The organism is Pseudomonas sp. FW215-R2 (assembly GCF_058789255.1).
Genome location: NZ_JBYTBO010000015.1, coordinates 41,830 through 54,166, shown reverse-complemented (window position 1 = coordinate 54,166; position 12,337 = coordinate 41,830). Strand labels below are relative to the sequence as shown.

The following is a 12,337-nucleotide window of genomic DNA, read 5'->3' as shown; positions in this document are numbered from 1 at the left end:
CGGGCTTTTTCATGCCTGCGATTCCAGGCAACGCTGCACTTTTCTCCAGCGATAACGAGAGTCAGCCCTCACGAATATCGATCTGCACAATTCAAAAAACTGGCAGATACGATAAATGTTTGTCCTTCAGATCAAATACCACTTCTTCATAAAGGTTATTCCGTATTTCGCATCACGCATCGCGCAAATCATCGACTATTATTTCGAGATAGCTTCCAAGGTCTGCGCCTATCACTGAATGAGCACGCCTAAAAATGACCACTTATTTACGCGCAACTTTATTGATCGCTCTCCTGCTCGCGCAATCCTCTACGACAGCCGTCGCTGAAACCTGCCCTGTCAATGCCTTCAAAAAACCAACTTCTTCCAATCAACATTTTCATATAAAACCTGACAGTGAGACACTAAAAGACAGCGACCCTACGACCGTTACAATAGGGCAGTTATTTTACAAAAACAAAGTCATAGCAAACTGTGATTCACCCACGCGTGATCGCTCGTCTGATTTTTCATTATTTGGCATGTCGACAACCGACACAATTTCATTGCTGGCCGCACTGATTGGCATTGCTGCATGGGGTATCGCCGTTATCGCCTGTGTCATCGCATACCAACAATACAAACATGCAAAAACGCTCGAAGCCAACAGGCTCACAGTCGAGTTCTGGAAACAATATCAAGTAGATTTTACGAGAATGCGCTCAGCGCTAGTGACGTTGAACAACCCCATGAACACCGATGTAGCCGGTTTCACAAACATTGAATATTTCAGAAACTGGATTGATGGCATTGCCACATTCGGCACCCAAAAAGGAATAATAAACAACGCCATGGTTAAAACATTGGGGCTTCATATGCCCATCAAAAAATTCATGGCTTCACTTGAAAGTGCAGTTAACACACTGAGGGCAAAAGTCGTATCAGGAGAACCCAGAGCTCCGGCATTACTGAAAAAATATGAAGACTTACTAAATTCAAGCACAGTCATTTCCGAATGGCTAAAGCTACTGTGAGTAAACACCATGAAACCCATCACTAAAAGCTTGCTCGCCACAGAACTAGAAAGAACGCTGGAACACATTGAGACCGACGAACTCCACGCTATCTTGACGGAGGATCAAATCTTATCGATAGTCTCCAAAGTTTTTGATTTGTTTGCGCGAATAACAAAAGAACCCACCATTGACGAGGAAGGGTTCATACCTACAGAAATAATAACAACGCAAGACAGGATTCACGGAATAGCTACTGAGTGCGGCGTTTGCCATAAAAAAGTAATTCTAATAGCAGGCAACTAATAGCCTCTTCTACTTGAAATAACACGCGGCTGTGATCGAGCAGGGGATTCGCTTTCAGGGATTGGTGGGCGAACAGGCCACGATGTTTTTGTTCGACCCCTGCGGGAACGCCCTGGAGTTCAAGGCGTTCAAGGACATCGGGCAGTTGTTTGCCAAATAAGCGTCAGATTCGCTTCAGGGCTTGCTTGTGGGCATACATCGCCCCATCCGCATCCGCCAGCAGCTTATCCACGGTGTCATGCCGTCGTGGGTCGTACTCGATCTGCCCGACACTGAAGCGAATCGCATAACCCCGATGCAACGTGGCATTGCGCTCTTCGAGGATTTCCTTGAGGCGCGCCATGATCGCCGTGGTTTCGATGTGGCTGGAACCGGTCAGCAACGCCACGAACTCATCGCCGCCCAACCGCCCGACCACATCGCTCTCGCGAAAGGCAATGCGCAACACATCAGCGAAGGTCTTGAGCGCGCTGTCGCCCTCGGCATGACCGTAGAGGTCGTTGATCTGCTTGAAGTCGTTGAGGTCGAAAAACAGCAGTGTCGCCGGCTTGCCCATCCGTGCGCAGGCATCCAGCGCATGCTGGGCCAGCATCATGAACCCGCGTCGATTGGACAACAGCGTCAGCTCGTCCATGCTCGCCATCTGCACGGCCATCAGCTCCTGCTCGGCCATCCCGGCGAGATCGCGCAGCAAGTCGCGCTCTTCGTCGTCGAGTTCCCGGGGTTTGGTATCGATCAGGCACAAAGTGCCCATCTTGTTGCCGTTGGGCACGGTCAGCGGATAACCGGCGTAGAAGCGGATGTTCGGGTCGCCGATCACCAAAGGATTGTCGTGGAAACGCACGTCCTGACGGGCATCCGGCACCAGCAGCAATTCATCCTTGAGAATCGCATGGCCGCAGAACGAAACGTCCCGTGGGGTTTCGGTCGCGTCCAGGCCCACGCAGGACTTGAACCACTGCCGATCCTTGTCCACCAGCGTCACCAGCGCGATCGGTACGTTGAACAGCCGCCTGGCCAATCGAGTCAGACGATCGAAGCGTTCTTCGGGGGCGGAATCGAGGAGGTTCAATCCATACAGCGCTTGCACTCGAGCCGCTTCATTGACGGGTTTGCCTGGCACCAGCATCACACACTCCCTTGTTATCAGTGACCTTCAGCGTAGCCCTGATTGGCGATGACTCAAATGCTCATCCGCCGGCCACCGGACACGGCCCACCCGCGTCCGCCCAGAGCTTGAACTGACTGACGAAGATGTCGTGGGGCACCGGCACCGGTTGCCGCCCCGGCCCGGGATTCCAGCCCCAGAGCACCAGTTTGTCCTCGCTGACGTGCTTGATCAGCGCGGCGAAGTCCCGGTCGCCGTTGCTGCTGCGGTCCTTGATCATCGCGCACAAGCGATCCGGCGGCAGGCCGATCCAGGCCATCTTGTGCGAGGCCGGCGGCAGGCTCCAGTGCGGCGCACCCGGTGGCGCGTGGGGGCCATAACTGGCCGGCGGATTGCTTTCGGCGTGGCAGGTGGCACACGGCAAACCGGCGGCGCCCTTGCCGTCCATGCCGCGCACCACGTTCATCGCGTGGGGCGTGCCGGCGTCGAACTGCAACGGCGAATCGCCAGGAATGTGGCAGTTCTGGCAGCGCGGGCTCTGGAAGACTTTCTGCACCGTGCCGAAGGCTTTCAAGGCCTCCTGATCGTCGGCGAACAGGTCCGAGGCATAGCCGCCCAGCCCGACCAGCATCACAGCGCCCAACAACAGATGTCGTTTCATCTCACACCCCCGACAGTTGCAGCGGCAGTTCCCGCAGACGCTGCCCGGTCAGGGCGAACACCGCGTTGGCCACCGCTGGTGCAGTCGGCGGCACACCGGCCTCGCCGATGCCGCCGGGCTTGTCCGTGCTCGGCACGATGTGCACTTCGACCACCGGCATCTCGTTCAGGCGCAGCACTTGATAGTCGTGATAGTTCGACTGCACGACGTGTCCGTCCTTGAGCGTCAGCTTGCTGTGCAACGCCATGCCCAGGCCGAAGGTGATGCACGATTCCATCTGCGCCGCGATGCTCTGCGGGTTGACCGCAATCCCGCAATCCACCGCACACACCACCCGGTGCACGCGGATCTTCAGATTGTCCTGCGACACCTCGGCGACTTGCGCCACGTAACTGCCGAACGACTCGTGCACCGCCACGCCCAATGCATGCCCGTCCGGCAGCGGCGCTTTCCAGTTGGCCTTTTCCACCGCCAGATTCAACACGCCGAGATGCCGGGCGTGATCCTTGAGCAAGGTTCGCCGGTACTCCACCGGGTCCTTGCCCGCCGCCGCGGCCATTTCATCGATCAGCGATTCCATGACAAACGCCGTGTGGCTATGACCCACGGAGCGCAGCCACAACACGTTGATCCCGGTGGTTGGCGAATGCAGATCGACCTGATGATTGGCGAGGCCTGTAATGTACGGACTGTCAGACACACCCTCGACCGACGTCTGATCGACGCCGTTCTTGACCATGGTTTTTTCCAGCATGGTGCCGGCCATGATCGACTGCCCGACCAGCACATGCTGCCACGCCAGCGGCATGCCATCGGCTCCCAGCCCAATCCTGGCCCGATGCAAAAACGCCGAACGGTAATAACCGCCCCGGATATCATCCTCCCGCGACCACACGGTTTTCACCGGCATCGCGGCGGCCTTCGCCACCTGCACCGCTTCGGCGACAAAATCCGAAGTCGGATTGGCCCGCCGACCGAAACCACCGCCAAGGAATTCGGTATGAATTTCCACCTGCTCCGGTTTCAGCCCGGTGATCTTGCCGGCGACCATTTGGTCCAGCGTCTGAAACTGGGTGCCGGTCCAGATCTCGCACTTGTCGGCGCTGATCTTCACCGTACAGTTCAGCGGTTCCATCGGCGCATGAGCCAGATAAGGCACGCTGTACTCGACATCGATTTTCTTCGCTGCTTTGCCAAAGCCGCCCTTGGCATCACCGGCCTGACTGGCGGAAATACCCGGTGTGGCGGCGAGTTTGCGGAAGCTCTCCAGCAGCTTTTCGCTGCTGAGATCCGCGTGCGGCCCCAGATCCCAATCAACCTTCAGCGCATCGCGCCCCAGTTTCGCCGCCCAGTAATGATCGGCGATCACCGCCACGCCGGTCGGCACCTGCACCACTTTGTGCACGCCGGGAACGGCCAGCGCCTGCGCGCCTTCGAAGGATTTGACGCTGGCGCCGAACACCGGAGGCCGGGCAACCATGGCAGTCATCAATCCGTCGAACTGCACGTCCATGCCGAACTTGGCGCGGCCGGTGATTTTCTCCGGGGTGTCGAGGCGTTTGGTGGGTTTACCGATGACTTTCCAGTCCTTGGCTTCCTTGAAGGTAATCGACTTCGGATCCGGCACCGGCAGTTGCCCGGCGGCGTCCGCCAGTTCGCCGTAGGTGGCGCGCTTGTCACCGGCAATCACCACGCCGGACTCGGTGCGGATCGTCGAGGGTGCCACGTTGAAACGCTTGGCCGCCGCCTCGATCAGCATCTGCCGCGCCGTAGCGCCTGCGAGTCGGTAACGGTCGAATTCCATCCAGGTCGAGGTCGAACCGCCAGTGATCTGCATCCCGCCAAACGCCGGCATGCCGTAATCGGCAGCCGAGGCCGGCGAGTGCTCGACGCGGATCTTCGACCAGTCGGCGTCCAACTCTTCGGCGATCAGCATGGTCAGGCCGGTCCAGATGCCCTGGCCCATTTCCGAATGGCCGAGCAGCACGGTGACGCTGTTGTCCGGCGCAATCCGCAGGAACGCGTTCGGCGCAAATGCCTTGCCTTCATTTTCCGCCGCTGTGGCAAACCGGTTGCCACCGGGCACCACGAAAGCCACGACGAGACCACCGCCAAGCACGGCACTGCCCTTGAGAAATCCGCGACGGGATACAGGACTGTTCATCACTCACCTCCCCTCGCTCAGCCAATGTCGGCGGCACGTTTGACCGCTGCGCGGATTCTTGGATACGTGCCGCAGCGGCAGATGTTGCCGGAGAGCGCCTGATCGATGTCGCTGTCGGTGGGTTTGGGGATTTTCGCCAGCAACGCGGCGGCGGACATGATCTGCCCGGACTGGCAGTAACCGCACTGCACCACGTCCAGTTCGGCCCAGGCCTGTTGCACCGGGTGCGAGCCGTCAGTCGACAGGCCTTCGATGGTAAGGATTTTCTGGCCATGGGCGACCGCGGTGGCCGGCGTGATGCAGGAACGCAGCGGCGCGCCATCGACGTGCACGGTGCAGGCCCCGCACTGGGCCATGCCGCAACCGAACTTGGTGCCTGTCAGGTGCGCGACGTCGCGCAGAACCCAGAGCAACGGCATGTCCGCGGGGACATCGAGCTCCTGATCCTTGCCATTGATGTTCAAGGTCAGCATCGGGGATTTCCTCAGACTCACGGTGTTCTGAAGGGGCGTTGCGACAGCACTCGATGCCGTGCACACCTCGGCTTATCCCTTTCAGCTAAGCGCATTTTGCCCCGACGACCAGCCGCCGCGACCACCGGTCATGGATCTACAGCATCGCGGCTACTTGTTGCGCCGTGGCTTTGGCCGATTGCGGGTTCTGTCCGGTCACCAGTTTGCCGTCGGTCACCACATTCGAGGTGAATGGCAGAAACGCCTTTTCGTAGCGCGCCCCGCGATCCTTCATCTGTTGCTCCGAGTCGTACGGTACTTTTTTCGCGACACCGGCCAGCACTTCTTCCATCCACGAGTAACCGGTGACCTTGCGCCCCGCCACCAGCAGGCTGCCGTCCGACAACCGCGTATTGAGCAACCCGCAATAACCATGACAGACCGACGAAACGATCCCGCCGCGCTCGAAGATCTCCCGGGTCAGCCGTTGCAGGCCGGGGTCGTCGGGAAAGTCCCACATCACCGCGTGCCCGCCGGTGAAATAGATGGCGTCGAAATCCGCGCTGTCGATCTGCTCCGGGCTGGCGGTGTTCGCCAGCAGCGCCATGCTCGCCGGATCGTTCAGCCAGGCCTTGGCCGAGCGGTCGAGCATCGGCCACTTCAGTGCCCGAGGCTCCAGTGGACTCCACCCGCCCCTGGGGCTGACCAGTCGCTGCTCGAAGCCTTTTTCCGCGAACACCTGCCAGGCATGGGTCAACTCCCCGAGCCATAGCCCGGTGGGTTCGGTCGGGTCGACATAGTGGGCGACATTGGTCACGACGTGCAGGATTCGACGTGTCATTTGGCAGCCTCTCTTGGGGTGACACCGACCTGACCGAACGCCGTCAGCGGCACCGGCAGGTTGAGCACGATCTGGGCGTCCTTGATCACGTCCAGGCGCAGGATCCGCGAAGCCCCGAGGCCATCGAGCAACTGGCTCAGCGGGCCGCCGTTGCGATCCAGCTGCACATCGCGGGGAAACAGGCGTTGGGCAAAGGATAGTGTGTTGCCCTGCACCACGCTCTGATGCCACAGACCATCGACCTGATGAATCATGGTGGCGGTGCTCATGCGTGATTGCGGCGTAACGTTTTTCAGGGTCGGCAGCGGCACTTTCAGGATCAGGTCCGGCAGACCCTTGGGCCCGTCAATACGGGCGCTGACGCTGGTGCCGATGTTCACGTTGATGTCGGCGCGCCACTTGGGCAGTTGATAGCCGTGCACGCCGCGCACCCGGGCGATTTCGGTGTTCACCGGCAGCGCCAGCACATGGGCAGTGAAGCTACGCCGGCGCATGGCGCCCATCAGTTCCAGCGCGTGGGAGCCACGGGCGCCGGGGCGGCGCACGACAATCGCCACGGAGACTTCGTCGTACGGATCGTTGTCGCAAACCGAGTAGGAGAAAAATGTCAGCGCCACCAGCCCATAACCGGGAAATGCCCGCAGCGGTTCAAGCGGCGCAGGCAAGGTAGCGCGCAGACGGTCCAGCGGCGCCAGGAACAGCAACTGCACGCTGCCGGAACGGTAATAGAAGTTCGGCGCCCAGGTCGGGCCGACTCTCGAAGCGACCTGCTGCTTGGGAATGCGCCGGAAGAAGTCGATATTGCCGGCAGCCTTGTCCCGGGCCACTTCGTCGAGATTGGGGTTCATACGAAAACGGTCGTAGTAGCCGCCCTCCAGCACCTCGACCTTGTGCGATCCGAATTCGACTTCTGTAAAGCGCTTGCTCATGTTCGCTGACCTTTCTCGATGAGTGGCCCGGCAGGTGGCCGGTCAGCGCCACTCTAAGGTTCAACCAAACTTTAAGGTCAAGCGCACAACGGCTATGGCCCACCATTCACGCCAGCGATGACCGTTCGGAACTTGCTTGACCTTAAAGTGCACTTCAATCCTAGAGTTCATAGCGCTTGTCTTCACCCCTTCACGTTTCCGTTCCGCATTTTTCAGGAGTAGCGAACATGGGCTATGTCACAACGAAAGACGGCGTCGAAATCTTCTACAAGGACTGGGGCCCGAAAGATGCCCCGGTGATCCACTTCCACCACGGCTGGCCGCTGAGCTCGGACGATTGGGATGCGCAGATGCTGTTCTTCCTCGCTCAGGGCTTCCGGGTGGTGGCCCACGACCGACGCGGTCACGGACGCTCGAGCCAGGTCTGGGACGGCCACGACATGGATCACTACGCCGATGACGTGGCGGCGGTGGTCAATCATCTGGGAACGCAAAAAGCCGTGCATGTCGGCCATTCCACCGGTGGCGGCGAAGTCATCCATTACATCGCCCGGCATGGCGAGGATCGGGTCTCCAAAGCCGCAATCATCAGCGCGGTGCCGCCGCTGATGGTGAAAACCGAAAGTAATCCGGGCGGCCTGCCAAAGTCGGTGTTCGACGATCTTCAGGCCCAATTGGCGGCCAATCGTTCGCAGTTCTATCACGATGTGCCGGCCGGCCCGTTCTATGGCTACAACCGGCCGGGGGCCAAGCCTTCGGAACCCGTCGTGCTCAACTGGTGGCGTCAGGGCATGATGGGCGGCGCCAAGGCGCACTACGACGGCATCGTTGCGTTCTCGCAGACCGACTTCACCGAAGACCTCAAAGGCATTTCGATTCCGGTGCTGGTAATGCACGGCGATGACGACCAGATCGTGCCGTATGAAGACTCCGGTGTGCTCTCGGCCAAACTGCTGAAAAACAGCACGCTGAAGATTTACCCGGGCTTCCCTCACGGCATGCCGACCACCGAGGCGCCGACGATCAACGCCGATCTGCTGGCCTTTATTCGCGGCTGATTTTATTGGCCGGGGTCAGGCGCCATACCTGACCCCGGCTACTCTTCGGCTCTCCCCGCCCCCTCGCGATTACCCACATAGTGTCTGGCCAATGGAAACGCCGGCAGCCACGACTCGCGACGCACCGTCCAGAGTTCATAAGTCGGCTGCAACTGATCGGGCGCATCCAGCGCGCCCAGACTGACCTCGATTTCATCGCCACTGCGTCCGAACACCGACGACCCGCAGCGCGGGCAGAAAAACCGCCCGTCGTAATCACGGGTTTCGCCCGTGATGGTCACCGCCTCCGTCGGAAAGATCGCCGCCGACGCAAACAGCGCGCCATGGTGTTTGCGGCAATCCAGACAATGGCAAACGCCAACCCGCCAGGGTCGGCCCGTCGTTTCGATCCGCACCTCGCCGCACAGACAACCGCCAGTAAACCGGTCCATGGAACACCTCGCCTGAAAATGGAATAACCGGTGAGTGAAAATAGCAGCCCACTGGGCGAACGCTTACAATCGTGGCCCATTACCACTATCCAGGCAGACCCGTCCGTTCATGGCGCTCGATCCCCTCACGATGCTCACCATTTCCACCGCCCTGGCCTCGGCGGCCGCCCTGTATCTGGCGGTCGAATGGCGCAGCATCCGCGAACCTTCCCTGCTGTTCTGGAGCGCCGGTTTCGCCACCATCACCGTCGGTTCGAGCCTGGCCCTGCTGCGCGCCAACGGCTATCCGCTGATCGGCATCTGGTTCGCCAACGGCCTGCTGGTGGTTGCGCACTGGCTGTTTCTGTTGGGCGTTGCACGGTTTACTCAGCGACAGTTGTCGCGGGCCTGGTACTTGATGTTCCTGCTCTGGCTGTCGTTGCTTCTGTTACCGGAAGATCCGTCGTGGTCGAAGATCATGCTGATGGCCAACTCGCTGCTGATTGCGCTGTTGATGCTGCGGGCCAGTCTGTTGCTGCGCCCTCACGGCAAGTCGCTGAGTATCGGTGCGGTGCAACTGCGCTATGTGCTGCTGATCCACGGCGTGTTCTATTTCACCAAAGCGATCATCGCGGTGATTCCGGGCACGCTGATCGATCTGGCCTCGCTGCGCGGCGAGATCATTCAGATTTCTCTGGTCGAAGGCGCGATGGCGATCATGCTGATCGCGCTGTCGATGACCGGCACCGAGCGCTACCGCCGGGAAAAGCAGATCGCCGAACTGGCCGCCCGGGATCCGCTGACCGCGCTGTACAACCGCCGCGCCCTCGAAGTCCGCGCGCCGCGCCTGCTCGATCAGGTCTCCAGCGCCCGCCCCGGCGCCCTGCTGCTGATCGACATCGACAACTTCAAACTGATCAACGACCTGTACGGCCATGCCGCCGGCGATCGGCTGCTCATCGCCCTCAGCGAAATGATCCGCGCGGCGCTGCCCAAAGGCGCACTGGCGGCAAGGCTGGGCGGTGACGAATTCGTGATGCTGCTGGGCGATGCGTCCCACGAACAGATCATGGTGCTGGGCAGTGCGTTGCGTGAGCAGTTTCAGCAGATGACTTCGCAGACCTACGTCACCCCGCAAGCGGTCACCCTGAGCATCGGCGCCAAGGTGTTCGATCAGCCGCCGGCCAGCCTCACGGCGTTGATCGAACAAGGCGACAGCGCGCTCTACGAATCCAAGCGTGGCGGTCGCAACCGGATTCGTCTGGCCGACTACACCTGACCTATCCTTGCCTGCACCCGCATCCTCGGAGTTCGCCATGTCCACGCCTGAATCCACCCTCCTCCAGAGCTGGCACCACAACGCCCGGGCCTGGACCGAAGCCGTACGCAGCGGCGCTATCGAGAGCCGTCGGCAGGTCACCGATCAGGCCATTCTGCTGGCAATCATGGGGCGCCAACCCGAGCGCGTGCTTGATCTGGGATGCGGCGAAGGCTGGCTGTTGCGGGCGCTGGCAGAGCGCGGGATCGAAGCGGTCGGCGTGGACGGTGATGCAACACTGGTGGAGGCCGCGCAAGCGGCAGGATCGTCACCGGTGCAGGTCGCCAGCTATGAAGATTTGGTAGAAGCGAAAGTCGACATCGGCCGCGATTACAACCTGATCTGCGCCAACTTTTCCCTGCTGCATCAGGACATCATCCCGCTGCTCGCCGCCATGAACGCCCTGCTCGTGCCCGGCGGTGCGCTGGTGATCCAGACGCTGCATCCGTGGTCGGTGGCAGCGGGTGATTATCAGGATGGCTGGCGGGAGGAAACCTTCGATGGATTCAAGGGCCAATGGCGACCGATGCCGTGGTATTTCCGCACCTTGTCCAGTTGGCTGAATGCGCTGGACATGGCCGGATTTCAGTTGAGCAGTCTGCGCGAGCCGCAGCATCCGCAAAGCCCTGTGCCGCAGTCGTTGCTGATGATTGCCGAGCGCCGCGGCTGAAAAAGCTACAGCCTCGGCTTGAGCAGGATCCCGGTGTAATGCCGTAAAAACAGCGCGAACCCCGTGCACCAGAGCGCCACAGACAAACCGAGGCCAAGACTCGAAAACGGCACCAGCAACACCCGGCAACCCGCCGCGATCAGCACCAGCGCAAAACCCAGCACCACGGCTTTCGGTGGCTGCAACAACCGGCCGGTGTGACCGAGGCTGACCCGCGCAATCATCGCCAGAATCAACCCGCCCACGCCGCCGACCGCCAGTGCATGGGTCGCCAGGCTTTGCTGGCCGAGCAGTCCCAGATGCCAAGCCGCCATGGCCCAGATCGCCAATGCCATCCAGCCGTAAGCCAGGTACAACGACCAGAGCAGCGGCATGCGCCACATCCCGCGATCATGCCAGCGAATCAGCCGCAGTATTTGCAAACTGCCGGTGAGCGCAAACAGTGCTGCCAGCCACGGCCGGGGCACATCGTTAAGACCCGCCGCAAACGTGATCGCCGTCAGCAGACTGCCAATCAACAGCAACCGCGTGGGCAACGGATGGGCGGCCGGCGCCGGCAGACGGTTCAGGCCTCGCTGGATGAAGAACGGAATCACCCGTCCGCCGATCACAGTCATCAGCGCCGCAATCAGCCACAACGCGCCCAGCACGCCTTGGCGCTGCAAACCGGTGTCATCGTTGAACAGGCCAATCAAGGTCAGCGCCTGACAACCCGCCATCAGCGCGAGCACCAGCACAATCGGGTAGTTGTCGCGTTTGCGCGCGGCGATCAGATCCCGCGCCAGCATCACCGCCAGCAGCGGCAGAAAACCCCATTGCAGCGCAAGGATCAGCCCTGTCGGCAACGGCAGCCACCAGGCCACGCGCCCGAGTAGCCAGACCGACACCAAAGCGATCAACGCCCCGCCGCGCACGCCAGGAGTCCCGGTCCAGTTGGGTACCGCCGTCAGCAGGAACCCGGCAACGATTGCGGCCGCGAAACCGAACGGCATCTCATGCCGATGCCAGGCGAGCATGCCGCCCGCCGGTTGCAGATCGAACCAGTGGCCGTAAAGCCACAGGCCCCAGATCAGCACCGCCAGAGCGGCGAATCCGGCCCCGGCCAGAAACAGCGGCCGAAAGCCCAGGCTGAACACTGGCGCCGCCGCGAGTCTGCGCATCTCAGGCCACCGCCAGGGCTGGGGACCGGCCCAACCGATACTGCGACAGCAGGCGCATCACATAGCCGATCTTGATCAGCGTCGGGCCGACGATGGTCATGGCGTGCATCGCCACCAGCAGCGCAATCGGCATGTGGCCCTGATACAGATAAGCGCCGTAGATTCCGGCCAGCAACATGACCAGACCGGCAACGAGCACTTTGCTCGACAGCTGCAGAACGTTCAGCGGATTCTCGAAGACAGTGAACATCTTTCGTACTCCTGAGCG

General features: G+C 60.6%; 13 protein-coding genes and 1 pseudogene. 5 read left to right on the top strand and 9 right to left on the bottom strand.

Annotation, left to right across the window (positions count from 1 at the left end; genetic code table 11):
* Window positions 1-254 precede the first annotated feature (254 nt).
* Together AC3WRD_RS20415 and AC3WRD_RS20410 are read left to right on the top strand one after the other, a co-directional pair.
* Window positions 255-1,013: a hypothetical protein gene (locus tag AC3WRD_RS20415; protein ID WP_102668472.1), complete on the top strand. Its 759-nt coding sequence runs from the start codon at window positions 255-257 to the stop codon at window positions 1,011-1,013.
* 316 nt (window positions 1,014-1,329) lie between these two features.
* A pseudogene (locus tag AC3WRD_RS20410) lies at window positions 1,330-1,458 on the top strand (VOC family protein); the annotation flags it as partial.
* 3 nt (window positions 1,459-1,461) lie between these two features.
* Here the strand turns inward: AC3WRD_RS20410 and AC3WRD_RS20405 are convergent.
* The 6 genes from AC3WRD_RS20405 to AC3WRD_RS20380 form a co-directional block, all read right to left on the bottom strand.
* A complete protein-coding gene (locus AC3WRD_RS20405) occupies window positions 1,462-2,427 on the bottom strand; it encodes a sensor domain-containing diguanylate cyclase (RefSeq protein ID WP_102621896.1) in 966 nt (321 codons plus the stop codon).
* Window positions 2,428-2,488: 61 nt separating this feature from the next.
* Window positions 2,489-3,067, bottom strand: coding sequence for a hypothetical protein (locus AC3WRD_RS20400; protein ID WP_096820525.1), 579 nt, complete (start codon window positions 3,065-3,067; stop codon window positions 2,489-2,491).
* A gap of 1 nt (window position 3,068) precedes the next feature.
* On the bottom strand, window positions 3,069-5,231 hold the full coding sequence (locus AC3WRD_RS20395) for a xanthine dehydrogenase family protein molybdopterin-binding subunit (RefSeq protein WP_102621897.1): 2,163 nt from the start codon (window positions 5,229-5,231) through the stop codon (window positions 3,069-3,071).
* A 17-nt stretch (window positions 5,232-5,248) separates the two neighbouring features.
* Entirely contained in the window at window positions 5,249-5,704 is a 456-nt protein-coding gene (locus AC3WRD_RS20390) for a (2Fe-2S)-binding protein (RefSeq protein ID WP_085708608.1), read from the bottom strand.
* Between the two features lie 136 nt (window positions 5,705-5,840).
* The gene (locus AC3WRD_RS20385; protein WP_102621898.1) at window positions 5,841-6,524 is read right to left on the bottom strand and encodes a type 1 glutamine amidotransferase domain-containing protein; all 684 of its coding nucleotides are present in this window, start codon (window positions 6,522-6,524) and stop codon (window positions 5,841-5,843) included.
* Window positions 6,521-7,453, bottom strand: a complete 933-nt coding sequence (locus AC3WRD_RS20380; RefSeq protein ID WP_102621899.1) for an acetoacetate decarboxylase family protein — start codon at window positions 7,451-7,453, stop codon at window positions 6,521-6,523. Before AC3WRD_RS20380 ends, AC3WRD_RS20385 begins: the two co-directional genes overlap by 4 nt.
* A gap of 227 nt (window positions 7,454-7,680) precedes the next feature.
* Here AC3WRD_RS20380 and AC3WRD_RS20375 point away from each other — a divergent pair, with 227 nt between their 5' ends.
* A complete protein-coding gene (locus tag AC3WRD_RS20375) occupies window positions 7,681-8,511 on the top strand; it encodes an alpha/beta fold hydrolase (protein WP_102621900.1) in 831 nt (276 codons plus the stop codon).
* 38 nt (window positions 8,512-8,549) lie between these two features.
* Here AC3WRD_RS20375 and AC3WRD_RS20370 read toward each other — a convergent pair whose 3' ends face one another.
* Complete coding sequence (locus tag AC3WRD_RS20370) at window positions 8,550-8,942, bottom strand: GFA family protein (RefSeq protein ID WP_102621901.1); 393 nt, start codon at window positions 8,940-8,942, stop codon at window positions 8,550-8,552.
* A gap of 109 nt (window positions 8,943-9,051) precedes the next feature.
* Here AC3WRD_RS20370 and AC3WRD_RS20365 point away from each other — a divergent pair, with 109 nt between their 5' ends.
* Together AC3WRD_RS20365 and AC3WRD_RS20360 are read left to right on the top strand one after the other, a co-directional pair.
* Window positions 9,052-10,200: a GGDEF domain-containing protein gene (locus AC3WRD_RS20365; protein WP_102621902.1), complete on the top strand. Its 1,149-nt coding sequence runs from the start codon at window positions 9,052-9,054 to the stop codon at window positions 10,198-10,200.
* A gap of 37 nt (window positions 10,201-10,237) precedes the next feature.
* On the top strand, window positions 10,238-10,909 hold the full coding sequence (locus AC3WRD_RS20360; RefSeq protein WP_102621903.1) for a class I SAM-dependent methyltransferase: 672 nt from the start codon (window positions 10,238-10,240) through the stop codon (window positions 10,907-10,909).
* Between the two features lie 5 nt (window positions 10,910-10,914).
* Here AC3WRD_RS20360 and AC3WRD_RS20355 read toward each other — a convergent pair whose 3' ends face one another.
* Together AC3WRD_RS20355 and AC3WRD_RS20350 are read right to left on the bottom strand one after the other, a co-directional pair.
* On the bottom strand, window positions 10,915-12,069 hold the full coding sequence (locus tag AC3WRD_RS20355; RefSeq protein WP_102621904.1) for an NnrS family protein: 1,155 nt from the start codon (window positions 12,067-12,069) through the stop codon (window positions 10,915-10,917).
* Window position 12,070: 1 nt separating this feature from the next.
* On the bottom strand, window positions 12,071-12,319 hold the full coding sequence (locus AC3WRD_RS20350; RefSeq protein WP_102621905.1) for a transmembrane sensor/regulator PpyR: 249 nt from the start codon (window positions 12,317-12,319) through the stop codon (window positions 12,071-12,073).
* Between the last annotated feature and the right edge of the window lie 18 nt (window positions 12,320-12,337).